A 24,005-nucleotide genomic window follows, 5' to 3' on the forward strand; every position below is an offset into this window, starting at 1 on the left:
TCCATCTTCTACACTTCCCACTTGAATACTGTTTTAAAAGCAGTATTCAGGTCTGTAGCAAAGACACGGTGAATGTCCTTGATTTCTCTCACAGGCTCTTCAACATAAAGGATATTCTTCAGACGATTCGCAAACTTTTTAACTTCCATCATTTGAATGGCCTTCTCAAAATCGACGCGTCCTGAACGAGATGATCCTACTAATAACAATCCTTTTTCCAAAGCATCTCGTGTATTGATATTAACCTTGTATTCACTCACTCCCATCATGAGAATCGTTCCCTGAGGTCGAATGTAACGAATTAAATCATTGATAGCTGGACCTGTACCATCACCACCACAACACTCAAACCCATGATCAAAGGTCAAATCCTCTGGGATATTATCCGTGATGTAGCACTCTTTTGCAAAAGAGAAGAGTTCCAGTTTTTCCCAATGGCGACCAATCACGATAATCTCTGCTTCTGGTAGAGTGTAATTGATAATATTGGCAACCACAAAGGCCAAACTACCATCTCCAATAACAGCGATGCGCTCTCGCTTGCTATGAGCAAGATGCAGGAATCGATCCATAGCATGCATGCCAACACTTACAAACTCAGTTATGGCAGCAACTGTATCTTCGATATCATTATAAGAAACGACTCGGTCTTTTGGAAGAGAGACAAATTCTCGCATAAAGCCATCATAACCACTAGATAGGAAGTAGGTTCCTGTCATGTAGTTCTCGTAGAACTCCTTGTCACTCTGCATAGGCGGTTGATTGGGAATCATAACTACCTTTTGACCAACTTCATAAGTCCCAGTGGGATCTGAAATAACAGTTCCACAAGACTCGTGAATCATGGCCATTGGAAGCTTTTTAGCCAATATCTTTGGATCACGCTTCCCTTGATAGTAACGTTGATCCGCATGACAAACCGCCATATAATTTGGACGAATCAGGATATGATTCTCCTGATCAATGTCCTCTTCTTGGTATTTTACATTGATAAACTTTGGTTTGGTCAGTTGATAAATTTGATTAATCATAGCCTTAGTCTTTCTCAATCATGCTTTTCGCGATTTTCAAGTCCGTCACAGTCGTGATTTTAAGGTTTGAATATTCCCCTTTAGCTAGAGCAACATCCTTCCCTTTGATAACAAAAATCTTACATGCGTCCGTTAGGATTTCCTTTTCTTGATCAGATAGGGAACCATACAAATCCATGAAATCCTTACAACGGAAAGTCTGAGGCGTTTGACCTTGATAGAGGTGAGCACGATTTGGAATATCCGTGATAAACTGACCATTAGTACTTTCAACAATGGTATCAACTGCTTCTACTACTGTGTCAACCGCATCATGATTTTGCGCCAGTTTGATATTGTCCTGAATCATGCGAAGTGTGATAAAGGGACGAACAGAGTCGTGGGTAATCACAATATCATCTGGAGTGATTGGACGATAGGCATCAATAGCTTCTATAATCTTCTCGATACTGGTATTGCGATCAGCACCACCCTTTGTAATGATGATACGATCCTTGTGGAGAGAAAGATACTTGTCAACTAGGTCCTCAGCGTGTGACACCCAATCTCCATGAACTCCAACTACAATTTTTTCAATACTTGGTTCCAAAACAAATTTTTCAATTGTGTGGATCAAAATAGGTCGATCACCCAACTCCAAAAATTGTTTTGGTAAATTACTGATTCCCATGCGTGTGCCAGTTCCTCCGGCTAGGATTCCTGCATAGATCATTTATATTCTCCTTTAGTTTATTCTAAAAAACTCATTACCATCTATTATATCACAATCTGTCTCCATCATGAAGAAAAGACAGAGTGTCATTTTGTCTAATCAACACACCATTTAAGGTGAAAAGTGAACAATGTGTTACTAAATCTGGAAAGACCATAACAAATTAAGAAATAAAAATAGGTTATCCTCTATATTATCCATTCAACGTTCGGTTAATATAGAGTTCTTTAGAATATAATAGAAACCTTAAAGAAAACTTAAATGAAATTATTTGTTTAGCAAAGAATATTAGGTGTGCATAGTAAATTTCTTAAAAGTTGTTTGAAGTACTCATTATAAAAGCTCATATATCTCATGAAATAAACTAATAATAGACTTTTGCTCCTAAAATTGGTAAAATAAAAAAGAAAATAATAGAAAAAGGAAACTGTAAACCGCCATGATGAACATGCAAAACATGATGCGCCAAGCACAAAAACTTCAAAAACAAATGGAACAAAGCCAAGCAGAACTCGCTGCCATGGAATTTGTTGGAAAATCTGCTCAGGACCTTGTCCAAGCGACCTTAACTGGTGACAAAAAAGTTGTCAGCATTGACTTCAACCCAGCAGTTGTAGATCCAGAAGATCTCGAAACCCTTTCTGACATGACTGTGCAAGCGATTAACGCTGCACTTGAACAAATTGACGAAACGACTAAGAAGAAACTCGGTGCTTTCGCTGGAAAATTGCCTTTCTAATCCACAAAAAAAGAGAAACAGATGTTTCTCTTTTTTTCTTAGAAATCAAAGAATTCCATTGCTTTCTTTAAGAGTAATTCCGTGTATTCCGGATCGTCTTGAGCCATTGTGACTTGTGACTGGACCATTTCAAGATCATCCGTTATCACGCCATCTGCTCCAAGTCTGACTGCCTTATCAAAGGACTCAGAACTATTCACAGTCCAAACATATAGTTTCTGATCTGTTGTCCAGAGCTTGTTGACAAAGTATTCATCCAAAGTTGAATACTCCATGGTATAGCCAGTCGCCTTGGTTCTCGGAAACACACTATTATATGGCAGAATGAAGTACACTGGAATTTCAGAATCATAAGCCAAGACCTTATCAATCACATGATAGTCTAGTGATTGCATCTGATGGCCATATTTCTTGATAGTCGCTCCATACTTTTCGAGAAAATGGTCCATCATTTGTGGACTATCTTTTTTACTGGTTTTAATCTCAATCAGCAATTTTTGGTTTAAAGCATTTGCGCGTTCTAAATAATCATCAAAACTTGAAATCTTTGTTTGATAGCCATTCTCGTAAATATCTGTATTTGTTAATTCATCCAGAGTTAAGTCTTGCGGTGTAGCATTAATTCTTGCTAGCGATTTAAGGTTAGCGTCGTGCATCACCACGAACTGACCGTCTTTCGTTTCTTGCACATCCATCTCGACGAGGTCTGGTTTTAGTTGGGCTGTCTTTTCTAAAGACTGTACCGTATTTTGAACACCATTTTTATTACTTACTCCTCTGTGTGAAATCACTAAAGGTGTATTGGTATCCGGAGACTCCAGATAGATATAACCTTCTAAAGCAAAAAAGATACTTGCACACCCCATGACTCCCCACCTCATCAGATGGTCTTTCTTTCGCCTTGGCATGATCTCCAACTCTTCTCCTGTCAGGAAGGAAACAAACTTCACTAGGAAATAAGTCAGGGTCATGTAATGGAGGTTTTTAATCAAGATAAAATTAATCACACCAAGAATCAAGGATTCTTTTTGAGTAAAATTATCCATTACAGCCTGAGCAAAGAGCAAGGGAATTAACAAGACAAAGAAGAAGAGATAGGTTTTAATGATAATGAGTAGGAGATGCCAAGAGAAGAAAAGGACGTTTTTCTTCGTCTTTTGGAGACTATATTTCACACTTTCTCTTACTGTCTTTCTTTCAAAGAGAATCTTAGGAAGAGCAAACATGAAACGAACAGAAATGTAGAGAAAGATCCAAGCGGATGCTATGATCAACAGCCCTACCAGCCAGTTCTTATCTTCTAGGTATGTAACGATAAAATCAGGGATAATAATCTTATTGAGATAGTAGATTTTTAAAATTTTCCTAATAAAAGGAAAAAGTAGAGCTACATAAAAGAAGACAAAGGCCATCTTACAAAAGCTCAATCGTTTGACAAATAGAAAGCTCTGGTGAAATACTTTTCTACTGTACTCAATTAAAGTTCTCTTTTCATGATAGAGAAGGTGGCGAGCCCCAATAAATAAAAGACAAATCTGGAAATAGGCAACCAGGAGATTGATTGCAATTAAGATGAGAAAGGCTAAACTGATAAAAGGCGAGCCTTGTATAATCGCCCAAAAGTTATTGTAGGAGATAAACAAGTAACCTGTTTGTCTCAGAAGAATGCCAGCAATCCATGAATTTAATGGTAGCCAGACAAACTCAACCATCATAAATATCAAGAAAAATAGAAATAAAATCTTATCTAGGTTATAGTATATCTTCCTAAAACCTAGTTTTTTAGGTTTTTCAGGTTTCATAGGCACTCCTAGTCTAAAAATTGGGATAAATCTAAGCCACTGAAAGGATTATTCATAGAAAAACTACTCTGGTCTTCTATTAATAGCTTTCCTTCATCTGATTCCAAAAAAGCTTCGTAAACACGCGCCGTCATACGGGCATCCTCTAAACTATTATGAGACTTCCCGTGAAAGCCTAAAAAATTCGCTACAGTTTGCAATTTAAGATTGGCTATGCCGTGTAAGTCAGAACTACGCCGTTCAAAAGCCTCCTCATATAAATCAACCTTATACTGGTCATGATAGTCCAAGCCATGTTCCAAGAGAATAGGCAGATCACTTTTGGCCGCATTGTATCCAACCATAGGTAAATTGCCAACAAAAATCTGAAAATCCCTTAAAACTTGTTCCACCATTGGCGCATCTTTTAAGGTTTCAGCTGTGATTCCAGTCAAGCCATTGATAAAACTCTTCAAAGGTGCTGTAGTATGAACATAAAAATCAAAGGCACCTATTTCTTGACCATTTTGAAAGCGAACTGCTGATACTTGAATCAAATGGGTAACCCCTTCGTATTGATTGAACTCCAAATCAAAGGCAATATAATCTCTTAATTTTTCCATCTTTTACCTCGGTTCCGACTCAATTTAAACCATAAATAATAAAAGAAGCTATCAGGTTAGTGAATAACCCAAACAGCTTCTTTATTTTCCTCCAAATAAGCGAGCAAAAAAGCCTTTTTTGGTAGCTTGAACTTCTTCTTTTGCTTGGTCCAACTCTAGTTTCAAACTTTCTTGATCCTTCATAGCTTGAAGAGTTAATTGTTGCTGTTGGTCCAATTGTTTGTCCTTTTCAGCAATCTGTCGATCTTTAACACGCATCTGTTCATCTTTTTCTGCCAACTGCTGGTCTTTGGCCTTGAGCTGCTCATATAAACGAAGAATTTCAGCATTTTTCTCATCGACTAAGATTTCCATCAGTTCGCGTTGTTTGACATCATCACTGACTGGTTCATCTTCAAAAATCGTTTTTTTATAGATTTCTTCTAGCTTAATCAAGCCACTTCGAGTAACTACAGTTACACCTTTGTCATTTTTTTTCGTGTCCTCTTCTGGAAGTTCTTTGACACGATTGTTGATTGCTTGACGAGAGAGTCCTAAGACCTCTGCAATCTCACTGACGGTCATTTCAATACTCATAATATCCTCTGAAACGTTTTCTAGCTTTTCTTTACTTAAATCTTATCATAAGCTAGATAAACTGTCAAATTTCCGCTTAATCCATAGCCTTTAAAAAGGCCAGTAAAACTTGGGCAGAACGACGTCCAGCTTCGATAATAAACTCATCAAAAGAGATAGAAGCTTCGTGATTGGCATTATCGCTCATAGCACGAATGACTAAGAAAGGTAGACCAAGAGCCTGAGCCGCCTGTGCAATCGCTGCCCCTTCCATTTCAACTGCTAAAACATCTGGAAAGTGGGATTTGATACTAGCAATCTTATCATCTCCAGCTATAAAGCTATCCCCTGTGGCAATCAATCCTAGGTGCCAGGTCTGTTCTAATTGAGATAAATTCTCTTTAATCCTAGCGATAAAGTTCTTATCGGATTCAAAGTAAAGAGGTTGACCAGCCATCTGACCATAAGCATAGCCAAAAGCAGTTACATCCACATCATGGTAAGCCAATTTATCCGCAATTACTACATCTCCAACGGCAATCCCTTCTGCAACTGCACCTGCTGATCCTGTATTGATAACGGCATCCACTTGGAAATGGTCAGCTAACACCGCTACACTCATAGCTGACATGACCTTTCCAATCCCACTCTGAACTAGAACAACTTCTGTCTTGCCAACAGTGCCAGTGTAGTAAGTATTTCCGAGGACTTGGACTTCTTGCGCTCTATCTAAATTCTTAGTCAAGTGTAGGAGCTCTTCTGGCATTGCTGCAATGATTCCAATTTTCATTTTATTTCCTTTTCTATTACAAAAGTTTCATCGCCAACACAAGTAAAATCAAGAGTAGGATGACTGTAAATAAGATTCTGTTTAGTTTCGAGTTAAAAACATTCCTCTTAGTATTCTCAATGCGACGGCTCTTATGAATCGTTGGCTCTACTTCAATTGTTAAAGTATCTTGAATAGAATTATAGTCTCTAGAACGTGAATAACCAAAGTTTTGTGAAGAAGTTGATAAAATTTTAGTTTCCTCGTCATCTTGAAGAGGTGGCCCGGAGATTTTCTCCCCACGATTGGCACGTTCGATTATTTCATCTGTTAACAAAGGTTTTCCCATGGGCTACTCCTCTATTTCTCTTGCAATTTCCAGTACTGGATTGCCATAATCGTCTTAGCATCACAGATATGGCCAGACTGAATTAAGTTTTTTGCTTCCTCAAGGCTAACCTCTAGAACTTCCAAGGTTTCATCATCATCCTGCGGACGAGGATTTTCCACCTTAGTTAAATCTCTTGCGAGGTAGAGTTTTAATTTTTCATTACAAAAACCAATAGCAGAGTAGAAATCATATAGCAGCTCTAACTTACCCGTATAGGCAACTTCCTCCTCCAATTCACGAAGAGCCGCCGACATGGGATCTACATTTTCACCAATTTCCAATTTACCAGCAGGAATTTCATAAGAGATGGCTTCAATAGCTTTTCGGTATTGCTTAACAAGGACGATTTTATCCTCAGCTGTCACAGCTAGAACACATACGCCTCCATTGTGAAAAATCAGATCACGTTGGGCAGTTCCCTTCCCTTCGGGTAGTTCCACCTGATCTTGCACTAGCTTAAAAATAGGACCTTGATAGATTTCCTTCCGGCTAATCGTTTTTTCTTCAAATTCCATGATAGACTCCTACTGATTCTTAGGATGATGAGGCAAACGTAATGCATATTCATCTTTATTAACTTGACGTCCACGTCCAATAGCAATGGCGTCAGCTGGAACATCTTTTGTAATCGTTGAACCAGCTCCAACTAGTGAATTATCACCAAGTTCCACTGGAGCAATGATAGTTGAGTTTGATCCAACAAAGACATTATTGCCAATGACCGTCTTGTACTTATTCTTCCCGTCGTAGTTAACTGTAATCGTACCTGCACCAAAGTTAACATGGCTACCCACTTCACAGTTTCCGATATAGGTCAAATGACCTGCCTTGGTATTTTCACCGATTGAAGATCCTTTTACTTCAACAAAGTTTCCAATGTGAACTTGGGAAGCTAGACTTGAGCCTGGACGAATATGAGCATACGGACCGACTGTCACACCATCTGCAACTGTACTTTCCTCAATCATGGAATTCGTAATCACAGCTCCAGCTCCGATAGCGCTATCCACGATATAAGTTCCATTTGTTAAAACAGTTTCCGCCCCAATCTTCGTTTGACCTTTCAAGGTAACGTTGGCTTCGATTTGGACTTCAGGAGCAATCTCAACATCAATGTCGATGTAAGTTGCTTCAGGATTGACAAAGCTAACACCATTAACCATATGCTTTTGGTTGATACGGCGACGCATCACTGCTTCCGCAGTGGCAAGAGCTACACGGTCATTTACACCAAGGCTTTCATCAAAATCCTTGAGAGTATAGGCGCCAACCTTCTCACCCGCATTACGGAAAATACCAATCACGTCAGTAATATAGTACTCACCTTGGGCATTGTTGGTGTTGATGTTTTTAAGGGCTTCAAAAAGACGTTCATTGTCAAATACATAAGTTCCTGTATTGATTTCCTTAATTTGCTTTTCAAAGTCTGTAGCATCTTTCTGCTCCACAATGCGAAGAACTTCAGCATTATCATTGCGGACGATACGACCATATCCAAAAGGATCAGCTGCTTCAGCTGTTAAAATCGTCGCCACATTTTTGTGATTGATATGGAAATCCAAGAGATTTTTCAAGCTTTCACCTGTGATTAGAGGAGTATCCCCAGCGATAACCAAGGTGTGGCCAGAGCGATTTTGGAGAATGGGCTCTGCCATCATGACAGCATGCCCTGTGCCTAGTTGTTCTGATTGGGTAACAAAGTCTGTCTGACCAGCCAATACTTGCTCAACTAGCTCAGCCTTGTGACCAACTACAGTAACTGTTTTTTCAGGTTGAATAGCACCAACACTACGAAAAACATGTTCCAACATCGAAATTCCTGCTACTTTGTGAAGTACCTTTGGAAGATCTGATTTCATGCGAGTACCTTTACCCGCTGCTAAGATAATGGCATAATTTGACATACTATTCTCTTTTCTGTAAAAATTCCCTTATATTATACCATAATTTACTTCCTTAGGAGTAAACAAACAGAGAAATAGGGGAAAACATGCTAGTTCATTCATCTTTTCAACGTTTTCTTTGATTTTTTTATCTATTTACGTTAAACTAATTAGATATGAGAAAAGAGATTCATCCAGCTATTATTTTTAGTCTATTCACCATTGTTATAGCTATTTTAATCTTTAATAAACCAGCTTATGAAGACCATTCGGTCAAGTCAAAAAGCAACACTGTCCAAGTTGAAAACCAGGCCTTGCATAATCTTGATAAACCCATTATTGACATTTCTGGTTGGCAAAGACCGGAGGAGATAAACTACGATATTTTATCTCAAAATATTTCTGGAGCTATTGTTCGTGTGCACAGTGGTACTCAACACACGGAAGCAAATGATGCGGCCTTTATCAACGGAGTTGATAAATCCTATAAAAATCACATTTCAGAATTTCAAAAGCGCAATGTCCCCGTAGCCGTTTATGCTTATCTAGCTGGTACGAACAAAGAAGAAATGGAAAAAGCGGCTGAAGTTTTCTACAATTCTGCTTCTCCATACAATCCTAGTTATTACTGGCTTGACGTTGAGGAAAAAACAATGGCCGATATGAATGACGGAGTCGAAGCTTTTCGGGCTAAACTTGAATCGCTGGGCGCTAAAAATATCGGGATTTACATTGGTGTTTATTTCATGCAAGAACATAGCATCAATACGGAAAATTTCTCTGCCGTCTGGATTCCTTCTTATGGGACAGACTCAGGCTACTTTGAGGCCACACCCAATACTGATTTAGACTATGACCTCCATCAGTATACTTCCAAAGGAAAAATTGCAGGATTTGAACATCACCTAGATATCAATCTCATTTCTACTGATAAGGAAAAAGAAGAAACCTTCAGAAAGCTATTTTTAAGACCATAAAGTAAGTGAAAATCGCAACTTTTTCACTTGCTTTTTCATTTTTTTGCCGTCTGTGTTATAATTGATAAGACAGAGAAAGAAATTTATGAAATTGAGGAGTCTAATATGTTTTCATGGATTGCAAGAGTTATTAAAGGAATCGTCATCGCCTTAGGATTTATCCTACCTGGAATTTCTGGTGGTGTTTTGGCAGCGATTTTGGGGATCTACGAGCGAATGATTGGCTTTCTTGCTCATCCCTTTAAGGATTTTAAAGAGAATGTCCTTTACTTTATCCCAGTAGCTATCGGGATGTTGCTAGGCATTGGTTTGTTTTCCTATCCGATCGAGTATTTGCTAGAAAATTACCAAGTCTATGTTTTGTGGAGCTTTGCTGGAGCTATCATCGGTACAGTTCCTAGCCTCCTTAAAGAATCTACTAGAGAGTCTGATCGTGATAAGATTGACCTAGTTTGGTTCTGGACTACCTTTATCATTTCAGGATTTGGCCTCTACGCTTTAAATTTTGTTGTAGGTTCACTCAGTGCTAGTTTTGTAAACTTCATCTTGGCAGGTGTTCTTTTAGCTCTTGGTGTTTTGGTGCCTGGTTTAAGTCCATCAAATCTACTCTTGATTTTGGGACTGTACGCTCCAATGCTAACTGGCTTTAAGACCTTCGATTTATTTGGTACCTTCCTTCCTATCGGGATTGGTGCAGGTGCAACTCTCATCGTTTTTTCAAAATTAATGGACCATGCCTTGAACAACTACCACTCCCGTGTTTATCACTTTATTATTGGAATTGTGCTATCAAGCACCCTCTTGATTTTGATTCCAAATGCTGGAAGTGCTGAAAGTATCCAATACACTGGACTTTCCATCGTAAGCTATGTTCTCATCGCCTTCTTCTTTGCACTTGGCATTTGGCTTGGTATCTGGATGAGTCAATTGGAGGATAAGTATAAATAATGGCAAAGAAAGTTAAGATTAAGAAAACCTTGGTCGAACAAATCTTGACCAAAGCAGGAATTGAGCACACAGGGATTCAAATCAATGCGCTTGAGGGAGAACTTCCTTCGGAATATGATCGAACACATATCTTTAAAACCTTGGCTCTGCTGGGGGACAAGACAGGCCCAATTATCGGAATCGTTCCCATAACAGAACACCTCGCTGAAAAAAAATTAGCAAAGGTTTCTGGTAATAAAAAAGTGAGTATGATTCCACAAAAAGACCTAGAAAAAACGACAGGCTATATTCATGGGGCAAATAACCCCGTCGGCATTCGCCAAAAACACAACTATCCTATTTTTATTGATAAAACAGCTTTAGATTTGGACAAAATAATCGTCTCTGCTGGGGAAGTCGGGCATAGTATCATTATTGCTCCACAAGACTTGGCTAGCTTTGTGAAAGCAGATTTTGCAGATATCTTGGAGGAAAACAACTGATGAAACTCTATTTTGTGCGTCACGGCCGAACTATCTGGAATCTTGAAGGACGTTTCCAAGGTGCTGGAGGGGACTCACCTCTTCTTCCTGAGTCTATTGATACCTTAAAGGCGCTCGGTCAATATCTCAGCAATATCCCTTTCGATGAGATTTATTCAAGTGATTTACCAAGAGCGGCCAAATCTGCTGAAATTATCCAAAGTCAACTCCAAACACAATGTCCTTTAGAGACTATTCCTGACCTGCGTGAATGGCATCTCGGAAAACTAGAGGGATTAAAAATTGCAACATTAGAGGCCATCTACCCACAACAAATCAAGGCCTTTCGTACAAACTTAGCTAAGTTCGATACAAGAATGTTTGAAGCGGAATCCCTCTACTCTACAACTCAACGCACCATTCAATTTATCAAATCTCTGAAGGGGAGTCAGGCTAAGAGAGTTCTAATTGTTGGTCATGGTGCAAATCTCACTGCTAGTCTTCGTACCCTTCTCGGTTATAAAGAACCCCTTCTTCGAAAAGATGGTGGTTTAGCCAATGCTAGTCTAACAGTTTTAGAAACCAAGGATTTTGAAACCTTCACTCTGGAAAGGTGGAATGACACTTCCTATCAAGGAAAATAATGGAACTTGATCTTAATAGTCAAGTTCTTTTTAGTTTTCAAAGAATATCCGTGAATTTCTTGACTATTTATGATAAAATGGGAGTATCGCAAAAAAGACTCATCGTATCAAATTTTGAGTAAAATTAGGAGGATTTCATGTCTACAGAACATATGGAAGAACTAAATGACCAGCAGATCGTTCGCCGTGAAAAAATGGCTGCGCTTCGTGAACAAGGAATTGATCCTTTCGGTAAACGTTTTGAACGTACTGCTAACTCTCAAGAACTAAAAGACAAATTTGCAGAACTCGATAAAGAACAATTACGTGAATTAAATGAAACTGCTACTATCGCTGGACGTTTAGTTAGTAAACGTGGTAAAGGTAAAGTCGGCTTCGCCCATCTTCAAGACCGAGAAGGTCAAATCCAAATCTACGTTCGTAAAGATGCTGTTGGTGAAGAAAACTATGAAATCTTTAAGAAGGCTGACCTAGGAGACTTCCTTGGTGTCGAAGGTGAAGTCATGCGTACAGATATGGGAGAGCTCTCTATCAAGGCAACCCACATTACACACTTATCTAAAGCACTTCGCCCACTTCCAGAGAAATTCCACGGTTTGACTGACGTTGAAACAATTTACCGTAAACGTTACCTTGACTTGATTTCTAACCGCGAAAGTTTTGAACGCTTTGTCACTCGTTCAAAAATCATCTCTGAAATCCGTCGTTATCTAGATGGACATGATTTTCTTGAAGTGGAAACACCTGTACTTCACAACGAGGCCGGTGGTGCTGCTGCCAAACCATTTATTACACACCACAATGCTCAAAATATTGACATGGTGCTTCGGATAGCTCTAGAACTTCATCTCAAACGTCTAATTGTCGGTGGTATGGAACGCGTCTATGAGATTGGCCGTATCTTCCGTAACGAAGGAATGGATGCAACTCATAATCCTGAATTTACTATGATTGAGGTTTACCAAGCTTATGCCGATTTCCATGATATTATGGATTTGACAGAAGGTATTATCCAGCATGCTGCAAAGGCTGTCAAAGGTGATGGTCCAGTCAACTACCAAGGTACTGAAATCAAAATCAATGAACCATTTAAACGTGTTCACATGGTGGATGCTATCAAAGAAATTACTGGTGTAGACTTCTGGAAAGATATGACTTTCGAGGAAGCCAAAGCTATCGCTGCTGAGAAGAAAGTTCCAGTTGAGAAACACTACACTGAAGTTGGTCACATCATCAATGCCTTCTTTGAAGAATTTGTCGAAGAAACCTTGATCCAACCAACCTTCGTTTATGGGCATCCAGTAGCTGTCTCTCCACTTGCTAAGAAAAACCCTGAAGACGAGCGCTTTACTGACCGTTTTGAGCTCTTTATCATGACTAAGGAGTACGGTAATGCCTATTCTGAGTTGAACGACCCAATCGATCAACTTAGCCGTTTCGAAGCTCAAGCCAAAGCTAAAGAACTTGGGGACGATGAAGCAACAGGTATCGATTACGACTACATCGAGGCTCTTGAATACGGTATGCCACCAACAGGTGGTTTGGGTATCGGTATCGACCGTCTCTGCATGCTCCTCACTGATACAACTACTATCCGTGATGTATTGCTCTTCCCAACAATGAAATAAACTCTTATCCTCTGGTACTTGCCAGAGGATTTTTTGATGCAAAAAGAGATTGAGTTTCTCCTCAATCTCTTTTCTTATTCTTGATTTTTAACTTGACTGGTGGCTACATCTTCCCCAAACCATTTTTGGCTGATTTCCTGGAATTTTCCTTCTTGGTATAGTGAGATAAAGGCTTGATTCAGAGCAGCTAGCAACGTTTTATCAGCATGTCTAACACCGACTGCAAAAGCTTCACTTTCAAATCCTGCTGAAAAGATATTGTAGTCATTTAATATTCCTTCAGACTGGAGATAATAATTAGCATATACTCGGTCAATCAACAAGGCATCAATCCGGTCATTTTTCAAATCAATTAAGGCTTCATTAAAACTTTGGTATTGGTTGGCTTTCTGGTCTTTGACACGATTTTTCAATAAGTCTGGCTGGGATTCAAAATCCAAATAACCAGAAGATCCAGCCTGGGCCCCTAAAACTTTGTCTGTCATATCCCGAATTGAGTGGATATTTTGAGACTTTTTAGAGACCAAAACTTGTTGATTTTCCATGTAAGGAATAGTAAAGGCAACCTTCTCTTTCCGTTCATCTGTAGCTGTATAGCCATTCCAGATGGCATCAATGGTACCATTTTGTAGTTCGGTTTCTTTCATATCCCAGTCGATGGGTTGAAATTTAATCTGAATCCCTAGCTTTTCAGAGACAGCTTGGGCTAGGTCAATATCAAAGCCCGCGTACTGGCCATTCTTTTCCTCAAATCCCATGGGAACAAAGGTATTGTCAAAGCCAATGGTAATGCTACCCTGCTTTTGATATTTGGCCCAGTTATCCTGATTTGGATCACTTACCTTCTGAGCACAAGCCGTCAGGAAGAAGCTAAAGAACAGAGCAAGTACAAGGGCAATTTTCTTTCTCTTCATAGACACCTCCTACTTTGGATCAACCTTAAGGATCTGATCAGCAATATTTTCTGCAAACTGAAGGTCGTGGGTCACAACAATCTGGGTCATCCCACGCTCTTTATTTTGAAGGATAAGTTTTTCTACTTCTAATCGCAATTCTGGGTCTAAGGCCGATGTAGGTTCATCATATCCAATAATTTCTGGGTTTATCATCATGGCGCGTGCTAAGGCCACCCGTTGTTTTTGCCCACCAGATAATGAGAAAGGAAAGGCATCTGCATGCCCAGCTAACCCAAGTTGTTCTAACAAACCACGCGCCTTCTTCTCAGCAACTTCCTTCTCCATGCTCATGGTTTTTATGGGCGACAGAGTTAAGTTTTCTAGAACTGACAAATGCGGAAAGAGTTGAAAATCTTGGAAAACAAATCCCAGAAGATTGCGCTTTTCTAGTTCATCTATAGCTAGCGATTCGCCGTTATAGTAGATTTCTCCAGAATCGATGGTTTCCAATCCAGCTAGCATACGTAACAAGGTGGTCTTGCCTCCTCCTGATGGACCTACGATTGCGAGGATTTGCTTTTCAGGAATTGATAGGCTGAAATTGGTTAAGATTTGTTTGCCACCAAAGGCTTTATTGATATTTCGTAATTCTAACATAGCAATCCTCCTATCTGTAATAACTGTACTTCTTCTCAAGTTTTTTCGCTACAATGGTTACAAGACCAATCATAATCAAATAAATCGCTCCAGCTAAAAACATAGGCACAAGACTGGCATCTCGATTAGCTGCAGTCCGACTAGCCAAAATCAAATCTGAAATCCCCAAAGCATAGACCAAGGAAGTATCCTTGACCAAACACATAATTTCATTAAAGACACTCGGTAAGACAATCTTTGTAACCTGAGGAAGGATGATATAGCGAACTGTAGCAAAGGGGCTAAATTTCAACACTTTTGCGGCTTCATACTGCCCTTTGGGAATGGTTTCAATCCCACCACGAAAGATTTCTGCAAAGTAGGCTGCATAGTTCAATACAAAAGCGATCACAGCAGCAGGCAAACGATCTAAACGTATCCCAATGCTAGGAAGAACATAGTAAATAAAGATTAATTGCAAGAGCAAGGGAGTTCCTCGCATCACCCAAATATAAAGGTCAATCAGATAATGGAGGGGTTTCCAGCGAACTTGTAAAGCAAAGGCAACAACAATACCTAAAGGAATTGAAAAGATCAAGACCAGAGCAAATACTTGAAGTGTCATACTTGCACCGTTTAACAAACTTGGTAATATCTCAAACATATAAGACATACTGCACCTCCTAAAAATAATTGTTCCTATTATAGCATAAATAAACAATTTAGCAAGAGTAATTGAAAAAAATTCTATTTCTTCCAAAAAAACGTATCTGCCAAATTGACGGATACGTTTTTAGAGAGATAACTTTTAAAGTGTTTCTAAGAGTTCTTGCATCTGAACATCATCTGGAACGAATTTTAAATAGGCTTCAGCTTGCACTTTAGCTTCTTCAAAATATCCCAATTCACGTAGGAGATAAGTATACTGCTCCAGAAATTCAGGATTATCCTTGAGGTCAGACGATAGTTCCTGATAGAGTTCATAGGCCTTATCTAAATCCTCAATTTTCTGATAAGAACGGGCAATCATCCACTTGGTCAAGAGATTTTCAGGTTCTTGACTTTGGAGAGCAATGATATCTTCATACCGCTCTTGTTCCATATAAATAGTTGCAAGGCGAAGGAAAATTTCTTCTGTATCCTCTGCATCATCCTTAGCAGTAAGGAGAAACTGCTCTGCAGCACTAGGATCATGCAATTCGTACGAGAACTGAGAAGCAGCTAGTAAGAGCCGAGTCTCAAATGGATTTTTCTCCAGTCCTTTTTTAACGATACGAAGGGCCTCTTCCACCTGATGTTCCTTATGCAAGGCTTGACTATAACCATATTCATATCCTTCAAAATCTGGTGAAATGGTATCAATCTGCTTAAAGTAAAGAACAGATTTTTGATACTCTTCTTGGTCAAAGTAAAGACTAGCCAGTTCAAAGGCAGTTTGGTCATCATATTCTAATTCTAAAGCTTTTTCTAAGAATTCTGTTGCAGCTTCAAACTTACCTAACTGGGCATAAGCATAGCCAATTCGCTGATAAGTTGAGACACCCGTTTGCTCATAGATGGAGCGATTGTCTAATTTAGCATAGCCCTGAATGGCTTCCTGATAATTCCCTAACTCGCTATCCAACTCAGCCAAACCAAAAACTAATAAGGCATCATCTGAGTAATTTAAGGCTTCCAGTAACTTTTCACGTGCTACATCTGTCAATCCTTCCAACTGATAGAGGTCTGCCTTCAAGGCCAAGGCCGATACATACCAGTCACTTTCAGGTTTGATTTCCTCAAGGTAAGCAAAGGCTTCCTCAACATTGCCATCCTCGCTAGCAATACTAGCTAAGTTCAGATTCACTTCTGGAAATTCTGTAACGATATTTTGGTAAATTTCTTTTGCTTGAGGATAAAAGCCAATTCCCTCTAGATAGCTTGCTAGTTCATAGAGAACCTCACTTGAATCTGTTTCAAGGGCTTTGTGAAAATACTGATCTGCTTTGCTTAAATCTTGGTCATCCAAAGCTTGGAGCATGCGTTGACTATTGTTCACTCTTGATTTCCTTCCCTTCTTCTTCATACAAACCGCTGACTTTTTTGTACCAGTTAAAGATAGCTGAGATAACGACCTTAGCAGAGGCATAGACAGGAATTCCCAGCAAAACTCCCCAAATACCAAACATAGACCCTGAAGTTAGGAGAACAAAGAGGACATTGATCGGATGGATGTTTAGCTGACTACCTAAAATAAGCGGAGAAACGAAGCGACCTTCAATCGTTTGTTCAACAATAAAGACAATAATCACTTTCAAAAGCATGACAGGCCCCGCTATTAAGCCCAAAACCAGAGCAGGCAACATCGCTAGAAAACTACCTAGGTAAGGTACTAGATTGAGGATGCCAGCCGTAATCCCCAGGGTCACAGCATATCTGAGACCAATAATCTTAAAGAAGATAATAAACATAATCGCCACGATAATAGCAACTGTAACCTGTCCTCTAACATAGTTTGACAACTGTTTATTAACATCTGACAAAACTTGTCCGACAGGTTCTTTTAACTTCGTTGGAATAAACTTGGTCAAATAATCTCGCAAACCTTTTCCATCACGTAAAAGATAAAAGAGCATGAAAGGTACGATAATGACCGCTACAATAACCTGAGATACACTGCTGACAAAGGCACTCACCCAGTTAACGGCTTGGGAAGAGATTTTGCTCGCCCACATCGTCGCCTCAGTAGAAATATTCGCAAGAACCTGCTCCAACTGCGGCCTAAAATCATCTGGTAAACGTTTGGTTACAAGATCATTGATAACCTTATCAGCATCTTCCAAGTATGTCGGCACATTCTTCGCAAAATTTAAGACCTGACGTTGCAGATTTGGAATAGCAACCGCTAGCCCCCAAATGATAAAGAGACCAATTATAACAAAGAGAATACTAATGGCAAGAACACGATTGATTTTGTGTTTCTCCATCCAATCAACAATCGGATTGAGGAGATAATAAAGTAAACCAGATAAAATAACTGGCAACATGACAACTCCTAGAAAATCCAAAACCGGTAAAAAGATAAAACTAATCTTACTTAGAATGAAAAGATTCAAGCCCAGTAACAAGGTCACTAAGAAAACAGTAATAGCTTTATTATCTAAAAACCACTTGAAGAACCAAGATAGGCTAAAATGTTTCTCTTTATGTTCCATAAATACATCCTTTCTGTCATTCTCTCATTATACCATTTTTAGACTAAAATAACTCTTTTTTAAAGTGCTTACATAGATAGACAAAAAGAAAAATCTCCTCAATTGAGGAGATTTATTTAATCTTTAATATGACTTGATAGTTGTTTTTGGTATTCTTCGTTTGATTTTGCTTTTTCTTCAGCAAATTTCTTGCGGAATTCTTCCATTTCTTTACTTGTCACAATCTTATCTTGAATCTTCAGATATTTATAACTGTTTTCGCCTGTTTTATCACCGACCCAACCATCTGCTCCTGTTCCTGGAACTTTCTTTGTAACAAGCATTTGGGCTCCATCAGAGTTAACAGGGATGATCAAAGCACTATCTGTCAACCATGCTTGAGCTTTAGCATATTTTGAATAGCGTTTTTCGAGATCTGTTTTCTCACTGTTAGCATCATCAAGTAATTCTTTGTATTTATCCAATCCTACTGCCTTAATGGCTGAACTATCTGATCCTGGTGCAATACCAAGTGCTCCAAGAAGAGTTGGTCCAGATGTTGGATCAAATGCATCAAGATAGGTTGATGGATCTGCATAGTCTGGGCTCCATCCACTGTTTGGATTGATATCCCAGTCGATATTGTCTTTTGAAGTTGCAAGAACGGTCATACTTCCCAATTCATCATCAGAAACTTGTTGGATATCAACCACGACATTTTCAACTCCAAGAGCTTCCTCTATTGATTGTTTATACGATTGAGCTTGACGTACAAAATCCGTTTGAGTAGAGGATACTGGCAAGTCCAAATGAATAGGGAACTGAACACCGTCGGCTTGAAGAGTTTTCTTAGCCGCTTCAAGTTTAGTTTTAGCTTTATCTACATTATGAAGTGAATCTTGTGCATCATCTAAGCTAACATCGCTCCAAGCAGTATCCAACTTGTCAAGTTCTGTTTTTGTTACTTGACCAAAAGATTGATCCCCAATTTGAACAAATGTTGGAGGTGTAAAGCTAGTACGTAATTTACGAGGGGCAACTTCATCACCAAATACTTGAGAGACAGCAGCCTTACGATCTGCTCCAAAAGCCAAGGCTTGGCGGAAATCTTTGTTCAACAAAGCTTTCTTAGTAGATGTTTTTTCTTCGTCCGTTGTTTTAGAAGTATGGTTATAGGCTACACGGTCAATATTAGTTGAAATGTAGTAGCTACCTCCTCTTTGTTGACCATACACAATGTTGTCTTTGTATTTTTCTTTGAATCGCTCATAGTTTGCAGAATTCTTAAAGAGCGGAGCTGCTGGGTAGTGTCCTTCATCAAAACCACGACCAAGAGAGTCTGCATCTTGACCATCAAAGAAGGTCAATTTTATATCATCAATGAAGACATTTCCTTTATCCCAATAGTTTTGGTTTTTTGTCATCTCGATTGAAGATTTCGATGTGAGACCTTTCAGAAGGTAAGGACCATTGTATAGAATACTTGTAACATCAGTAGGTTTACCAAAATCATCCCCTTTAGAGGCTAAAAAGTCTTCATTGATTGGTGCTAAAACACCCATCGTTGTCTTGGAATTCCAGAAAGATTCAGGATTATTAAGCGTATAAACGAGTGTATAATCATCTGTCGCCTTAATTCCAACAGTAGAAAAATCATCTGTTTTCCCGTTAATATAATCATCCAACCCTTTGATTGAATCCTGTACAAGATAGAGGGCTTGTGATTTCTTAGCGACAGCATGTTTCAAACCTGTCACGAAATCCTGAGCCTTTACTTCACCATATTCTTCGCCTTCATTAGTGTACCACTTAATTCCTTTCCGGATTTTATAGGTGTAAGTCAAACCATCTTTAGAAACACTCCAGTCCTCTGCTACAGACGGTACAAGATTTCCATATTGGTCATTCTCAAGCAAACCATCAATGACATTCCCAGTCACCTGTTTGGTACTGGAATTTCCAGAAACTGTGTAGTCCAAAGTTGCGGGATCCGATGAGAAGACATAAGTATAAGTCACAGGTTGGTTGGCATTTTTACCACCAGACGAACAAGCTGCTAGTAGTGCTGATGACAATACTGCTACTGCAGCCGTTAGAAAAATACGTTTTTTCATAAAACACTCCTTTAAATCAAATATATGATTATTATATCACTTTGATTTTTGAAAGCAAGGTAAAAACTAAATAAATCTCCCTAAGATGTTTTCTGTAATTTTCAAAAAATGATGAAAGTCAGTTAAGAATTTCATTTTGTGGTATAATAAATTTATCATTATTAAGAGGTATGGACATGAAAGAAACTGTTTATTTTGGAACTTACACTCGTCGCTTATCTAAAGGGATTTACAAGGCAGATTTTGATACAGAAACAGGCCAGCTTGCAAATCTTGAACTCTTTGCTGCTGAACCAAGTCCGACCTACCTTGCCTTTGACCAACAGCAACACTTATACACCGTAGGGAGCCAGGATGGCTTAGGTGGAATCGCTGCTTACAAGACAGATGGCGCTTTGCTAAATCATGTGGTTGAAGAAGGCGCTCCTCATTGTTATGTGGCAGTGGATGAAAAGCGTGATCTCGTTTATGGGGCCAACTATCATAAAGGTCAAGTTCTGGTTTATAAACGTCAAACGGATGGTAGCCTCATCCAAACGGATCTGGATCAGCATAGTGGACAAGGCCCTCATGAAAACCAAACTTCCCCACATGTACACTTTACAGATCTAACACCTGACCAGTATCTCGTCACATGTGATCTAGGTACGGATGAAGTAACGACCTACGATGTTAGCCCAGAAGGAAAACTAAGTAAACTCTATACTTATCATAGCCAAGCTGGAGCAGGTGCTCGCCATATCGTTTTCCATCATCATTATAAGATTGCCTACCTCATCTGTGAACTCAACAGTACCATTGAAGTCTTGATTTACGATGGTGTTGGTGAATTTGAACGCATGCAAGTCATTTCGACTTTGCCAGATGGATATGAGGGATTTAATGCTACTGCCGCCATTCGTCTTTCAAAAGATGGTAAATATCTCTATGCATCAAACCGAGGTCATGATTCCATTGCTGTATTTAGCATCCTAGCTGATGGTAGTCTGGAGTTATTAGAAATTGTGCCCAGCCACGGACAAAATCCGCGCGATTTCAATCTTACTCCTGACCAAGAATTTCTAATTGCAGTTCACCAAGATTCAGATAATGCAACCGTCTTTAAACGTAATCCCGAAACTGGTCGATTAGCTGAGCTTTCTAACGATTTCCAAGTTCCCGAAGCTGTTTGCATCACATTTAAACATTAATGTAAAATAAAAATGAACTCGCTTAAGCAAGTTCATTTTTATTTTACAGTTTATTTCCGACATTGATACGGTTAATGGCACGTTGTAAAGCAACCTTAGCTCGCCGTTCTTGGTCAATCAAGTGTTTATCTTGTGCTTCTTCAATCTCACGTTCAGCACGAAGTTTAGCACGTTGGGCACGGCTAATATCGATATCACGAGCACGTTCTGCTGAGTCTGCTACAATAGTAATGATGTCATTGGCAATCTCGATAATTCCTCCGTTCACTGCAATCCAGTTCACATGAGTATCGTCATCGATTCGTTTTACCTTTACTTCATCAACCGCTAAAACCGCAATCATATTTTCATGTCGTGGCAAGATCCCCATCTCACCATCCAGAGTTCGTACCGATACAAAGCTGGCATGGTGATCATAGACGAGGCCATCTGGTGTCACGATCTGGACAGTTAAATGAGCCATAGATCACCTCTTAAAATCCCATTTTCTCAGCTTTTGCAATCACATCTTCGATTGAACCGACACCACGGAAAGCATCTTCTGGTAGATGGTCATGTTTTCCTTCAAGGATTTCCTTAAAGCCGCGAACTGTTTCCGCCACTGGTACATAAGAACCAGGTTGGCCAGTAAATTGTTCGGCAACGTTAAAGTTTTGAGACAAGAAGAACTGGATACGACGGGCACGAGCAACCAAAGTCTTTTCTTCATCAGAGAGTTCATCCATACCAAGGATAGCAATGATATCTTGCAATTCATGGTAACGTTGAAGGACACGTTTGACCTCAGCAGCAACTGCATAGTGCTCCTCACCAACAATCTCAGGTGCCAAGGCACGAGAGCTTGAAGCCAGTGGATCAACGGCTGGGTAGATACCCAACTGTACCAACTTACGTTCCAAGTTTGTTGTTGAATCCAAGTGAGCGAAGGCTGTTGCTGGCGCAGGGTCAGTATAGTCATCCGCTGGCACATAGATAGCCTGGATAGAGGTTACAGATCCCTTCTTGGTTGATGTGATACGTTCTTGCAATTGACCCATTTCCGTAGCAAGTGTTGGTTGGTAACCAACGGCTGAAGGCATACGACCCAAAAGGGCAGATACTTCTGAACCAGCTTGAGTGAAACGGAAGATATTATCGATAAAGAGAAGCACATCTTGGCCTTCTACATCACGGAAGTATTCAGCAATTGTCAAACCAGTAAGGGCAACACGCATACGTGCTCCAGGTGGTTCATTCATCTGACCAAATACCATGGCTGTTTTCTCGATAACACCTGATTCTTTCATTTCCCAGTAAAGGTCGTTCCCTTCACGAGTACGTTCCCCAACACCAGTAAATACTGAAATACCACCGTGTTCTTGGGCAATGTTGTGAATCAATTCTTGGATCAAGACAGTTTTACCAACTCCGGCACCACCAAAGAGTCCAACTTTCCCACCTTTAAGGTAAGGGGCAAGAAGGTCGATAACCTTGATCCCTGTTTCCAAGATTTCAGATGAGGTAGACAATTCATCAAAAGTTGGAGCTTTCTTATGAATTGGCTGACGCTCAGCGTCTTCATCGAAAGGAGCATCCAAGTCAATGGTATCTCCCAAAACGTTGAAGACACGTCCCAAAGTTTCTTTACCTACTGGCACAGAGATTGGACGGCCCGTGTCCAAAACTTCCATTCCACGAGTCAAACCATCTGTTGATTCCATGGCGATAGTACGAACCATACCATCACCCAACTCCAAGGCTACTTCAAGGACGATTTTTGTTTTTCTTTCGTCATTTTTGTAGACGACAAGTGCATTATTAATCTCAGGAAGTGTTTCACCTGCTGCGAACAAGACGTCGACAACGGGTCCAATAACCTGAGCAATTTTACCTGAACTCATCTCCTTCTCCTATTCTATATAAGATACTGTCGGTTCCTAGTTCACCTAGGTCCTAAGTTCATTTTGATACGAGGGAGGCAAAGCCTTATTCTAAGGCACTAGCCCCCGCTACAATTTCTGTAATTTCTTGTGTAATCGCCGCCTGTCTAGCACGGTTATACTGTATTGTCAAATCATTGATGACTTTCTTGGCATTATCAGTCGCCGTTTGCATGGCTGTCATACCTGCAGCATTCTCAGCTGTCTTAGCATCGATGATAGCCCCGTATATCATACTTTCTGCAAACTGAGGTAACAACTGCTCTAGAATCTCATCACGACTCGTTTCCAACTCAAATGTCAAGCTATACTCTTCATCCGCTTCATTTGGATCTAAGTCAACAATCGGCAACATTTGTTCCACACGCATTTGACTTGTGAGAGTATTGACATGATGGTTGTAGCAGACATACAATTCATCAAAAAGTTCGTTTTGGTACATCTCAATCGTTTTTGAAATAATTTTACGAACTTCATCAAAACTAGGTTGATCTGCCAAGCCACGTAGTTCATAGATTGGCTGAATACCACGTGCCTTAAAGAAATCAGCTCCCATACCACCGATACAGATGATCTCAAAATCTTTACCATCTGGATGGTATTCTTCTTTCAACTCCATAACAGCTTTAAGAATGGAAGCATTATAACCTCCAACCAAGCCACGGTCTGAAGTGATAACGATATAGCCTGTTTTCTTAACTGGACGACTAATGAGCATCGGATTGGTAGAACCACCAGATCCGTTACCATGCAGAATATCCGTCAAAAGCTTACGAACTTTCTGAGCATAAACTTGGAAGTTGTGCGCTGCTTCTTCAGAGCGACCTAGCTTGGCAGCCGATACCATTTGCATGGCATTGGTGATTTGACTAGTATTTTTTGTTGAGGCGATTTTTGTTTTAATATCATTTAGAGATACTGCCATCTGACACCTC

The 24,005-nt window shown here is 39.7% G+C and carries 25 protein-coding genes; 7 read left to right on the top strand and 18 right to left on the bottom strand.

The features are described 5' to 3' along the window. Nucleotides 1–8 precede the first annotated feature (8 nt). Both KZX55_RS01770 and KZX55_RS01775 read right to left on the bottom strand, forming a co-directional pair. On the bottom strand, nucleotides 9–1,031 hold the full coding sequence (locus tag KZX55_RS01770; protein WP_000609901.1) for a ribitol-5-phosphate dehydrogenase: 1,023 nt from the start codon (nucleotides 1,029–1,031) through the stop codon (nucleotides 9–11). 4 nt (nucleotides 1,032–1,035) lie between these two features. Continuing rightward, on the bottom strand, nucleotides 1,036–1,743 hold the full coding sequence (locus tag KZX55_RS01775; RefSeq protein WP_248023231.1) for an IspD/TarI family cytidylyltransferase: 708 nt from the start codon (nucleotides 1,741–1,743) through the stop codon (nucleotides 1,036–1,038). A gap of 439 nt (nucleotides 1,744–2,182) precedes the next feature. Here KZX55_RS01775 and KZX55_RS01780 point away from each other — a divergent pair, with 439 nt between their 5' ends. Next, nucleotides 2,183–2,482: a YbaB/EbfC family nucleoid-associated protein gene (locus tag KZX55_RS01780; protein ID WP_000981516.1), complete on the top strand. Its 300-nt coding sequence runs from the start codon at nucleotides 2,183–2,185 to the stop codon at nucleotides 2,480–2,482. Nucleotides 2,483–2,520: 38 nt separating this feature from the next. Here the strand turns inward: KZX55_RS01780 and KZX55_RS01785 are convergent, their stop codons facing one another. From KZX55_RS01785 to glmU, 7 genes are all read right to left on the bottom strand, one after another. Continuing rightward, on the bottom strand, nucleotides 2,521–4,284 hold the full coding sequence (locus KZX55_RS01785) for a glycerophosphoryl diester phosphodiesterase membrane domain-containing protein (protein ID WP_248023233.1): 1,764 nt from the start codon (nucleotides 4,282–4,284) through the stop codon (nucleotides 2,521–2,523). 8 nt (nucleotides 4,285–4,292) lie between these two features. After that, nucleotides 4,293–4,886: a 3'-5' exonuclease gene (locus KZX55_RS01790; RefSeq protein ID WP_248023235.1), complete on the bottom strand. Its 594-nt coding sequence runs from the start codon at nucleotides 4,884–4,886 to the stop codon at nucleotides 4,293–4,295. A gap of 81 nt (nucleotides 4,887–4,967) precedes the next feature. Beyond that, on the bottom strand, nucleotides 4,968–5,462 hold the full coding sequence (gene rocS / locus KZX55_RS01795) for a chromosome segregation protein RocS (RefSeq protein WP_000021249.1): 495 nt from the start codon (nucleotides 5,460–5,462) through the stop codon (nucleotides 4,968–4,970). Nucleotides 5,463–5,538: 76 nt separating this feature from the next. Beyond that, complete coding sequence (locus KZX55_RS01800) at nucleotides 5,539–6,231, bottom strand: 5'-methylthioadenosine/adenosylhomocysteine nucleosidase (RefSeq protein ID WP_045617042.1); 693 nt, start codon at nucleotides 6,229–6,231, stop codon at nucleotides 5,539–5,541. A gap of 16 nt (nucleotides 6,232–6,247) precedes the next feature. Continuing rightward, nucleotides 6,248–6,559 carry a cell wall synthase accessory phosphoprotein MacP gene (gene macP, locus KZX55_RS01805; protein WP_000517856.1) on the bottom strand — a complete coding sequence of 104 codons (312 nt, stop codon included), beginning with the start codon at nucleotides 6,557–6,559 and terminating at the stop codon, nucleotides 6,248–6,250. 11 nt (nucleotides 6,560–6,570) lie between these two features. After that, a complete protein-coding gene (locus KZX55_RS01810; RefSeq protein ID WP_248023242.1) occupies nucleotides 6,571–7,116 on the bottom strand; it encodes an NUDIX hydrolase in 546 nt (181 codons plus the stop codon). A gap of 9 nt (nucleotides 7,117–7,125) precedes the next feature. Next, a complete protein-coding gene (gene glmU / locus KZX55_RS01815; RefSeq protein WP_061598458.1) occupies nucleotides 7,126–8,505 on the bottom strand; it encodes a bifunctional UDP-N-acetylglucosamine diphosphorylase/glucosamine-1-phosphate N-acetyltransferase GlmU in 1,380 nt (459 codons plus the stop codon). 155 nt (nucleotides 8,506–8,660) lie between these two features. On the opposite strand from glmU, the gene KZX55_RS01820 reads away from it, so the two are divergent. The 5 genes from KZX55_RS01820 to lysS all read left to right on the top strand — a co-directional run bounded on the left by KZX55_RS01820 (nucleotide 8,661) and on the right by lysS (nucleotide 13,142). Continuing rightward, nucleotides 8,661–9,461: a glycoside hydrolase family 25 protein gene (locus KZX55_RS01820; RefSeq protein ID WP_248023244.1), complete on the top strand. Its 801-nt coding sequence runs from the start codon at nucleotides 8,661–8,663 to the stop codon at nucleotides 9,459–9,461. A gap of 105 nt (nucleotides 9,462–9,566) precedes the next feature. After that, nucleotides 9,567–10,409: a DUF368 domain-containing protein gene (locus tag KZX55_RS01825; RefSeq protein ID WP_248023246.1), complete on the top strand. Its 843-nt coding sequence runs from the start codon at nucleotides 9,567–9,569 to the stop codon at nucleotides 10,407–10,409. Next, nucleotides 10,409–10,891, top strand: a complete 483-nt coding sequence (locus KZX55_RS01830; RefSeq protein WP_084867166.1) for an aminoacyl-tRNA deacylase — start codon at nucleotides 10,409–10,411, stop codon at nucleotides 10,889–10,891. Before KZX55_RS01825 ends, KZX55_RS01830 begins: the two co-directional genes overlap by 1 nt. Continuing rightward, complete coding sequence (locus tag KZX55_RS01835; protein WP_248023248.1) at nucleotides 10,891–11,514, top strand: histidine phosphatase family protein; 624 nt, start codon at nucleotides 10,891–10,893, stop codon at nucleotides 11,512–11,514. The genes KZX55_RS01830 and KZX55_RS01835 overlap by 1 nt, the downstream gene beginning before the upstream one ends. A gap of 137 nt (nucleotides 11,515–11,651) precedes the next feature. Next, nucleotides 11,652–13,142 (top strand): lysine--tRNA ligase, encoded by a 1,491-nt coding sequence (lysS, locus tag KZX55_RS01840; protein WP_248023250.1) that lies wholly within the window; start codon nucleotides 11,652–11,654, stop codon nucleotides 13,140–13,142. Nucleotides 13,143–13,216: 74 nt separating this feature from the next. Here the strand turns inward: lysS and KZX55_RS01845 are convergent, their stop codons facing one another. From KZX55_RS01845 to KZX55_RS01870, 6 genes are all read right to left on the bottom strand, one after another. Beyond that, on the bottom strand, nucleotides 13,217–14,056 hold the full coding sequence (locus KZX55_RS01845; protein WP_248023252.1) for an amino acid ABC transporter substrate-binding protein: 840 nt from the start codon (nucleotides 14,054–14,056) through the stop codon (nucleotides 13,217–13,219). Between the two features lie 9 nt (nucleotides 14,057–14,065). Further along, entirely contained in the window at nucleotides 14,066–14,695 is a 630-nt protein-coding gene (locus tag KZX55_RS01850; RefSeq protein WP_248023254.1) for an amino acid ABC transporter ATP-binding protein, read from the bottom strand. 10 nt (nucleotides 14,696–14,705) lie between these two features. Continuing rightward, nucleotides 14,706–15,347: an amino acid ABC transporter permease gene (locus KZX55_RS01855; RefSeq protein ID WP_248023256.1), complete on the bottom strand. Its 642-nt coding sequence runs from the start codon at nucleotides 15,345–15,347 to the stop codon at nucleotides 14,706–14,708. Between the two features lie 135 nt (nucleotides 15,348–15,482). Beyond that, a complete protein-coding gene (locus KZX55_RS01860; RefSeq protein WP_248023264.1) occupies nucleotides 15,483–16,712 on the bottom strand; it encodes a tetratricopeptide repeat protein in 1,230 nt (409 codons plus the stop codon). Continuing rightward, nucleotides 16,702–17,868: an AI-2E family transporter gene (locus tag KZX55_RS01865; protein WP_248023266.1), complete on the bottom strand. Its 1,167-nt coding sequence runs from the start codon at nucleotides 17,866–17,868 to the stop codon at nucleotides 16,702–16,704. The genes KZX55_RS01860 and KZX55_RS01865 overlap by 11 nt, the downstream gene beginning before the upstream one ends. A gap of 116 nt (nucleotides 17,869–17,984) precedes the next feature. Then, a complete protein-coding gene (locus KZX55_RS01870; RefSeq protein ID WP_000745941.1) occupies nucleotides 17,985–19,961 on the bottom strand; it encodes a peptide ABC transporter substrate-binding protein in 1,977 nt (658 codons plus the stop codon). A 176-nt stretch (nucleotides 19,962–20,137) separates the two neighbouring features. Here KZX55_RS01870 and KZX55_RS01875 point away from each other — a divergent pair, with 176 nt between their 5' ends. Continuing rightward, nucleotides 20,138–21,151 (top strand): lactonase family protein, encoded by a 1,014-nt coding sequence (locus KZX55_RS01875; RefSeq protein ID WP_000665598.1) that lies wholly within the window; start codon nucleotides 20,138–20,140, stop codon nucleotides 21,149–21,151. Between the two features lie 43 nt (nucleotides 21,152–21,194). Here KZX55_RS01875 and KZX55_RS01880 read toward each other — a convergent pair whose 3' ends face one another. The 3 genes from KZX55_RS01880 to KZX55_RS01890 form a co-directional block, all read right to left on the bottom strand. Beyond that, nucleotides 21,195–21,614, bottom strand: coding sequence for a F0F1 ATP synthase subunit epsilon (locus KZX55_RS01880; RefSeq protein ID WP_000940837.1), 420 nt, complete (start codon nucleotides 21,612–21,614; stop codon nucleotides 21,195–21,197). A 10-nt stretch (nucleotides 21,615–21,624) separates the two neighbouring features. Next, nucleotides 21,625–23,031: a F0F1 ATP synthase subunit beta gene (gene atpD, locus KZX55_RS01885; RefSeq protein WP_000094373.1), complete on the bottom strand. Its 1,407-nt coding sequence runs from the start codon at nucleotides 23,029–23,031 to the stop codon at nucleotides 21,625–21,627. 85 nt (nucleotides 23,032–23,116) lie between these two features. Then, entirely contained in the window at nucleotides 23,117–23,995 is an 879-nt protein-coding gene (locus tag KZX55_RS01890; protein WP_248023268.1) for a F0F1 ATP synthase subunit gamma, read from the bottom strand. Nucleotides 23,996–24,005 lie beyond the last annotated feature (10 nt).

The sequence above is a fragment of the Streptococcus halitosis genome (assembly GCF_023147855.1).
Classification (GTDB): domain Bacteria; phylum Bacillota; class Bacilli; order Lactobacillales; family Streptococcaceae; genus Streptococcus; species Streptococcus halitosis_B.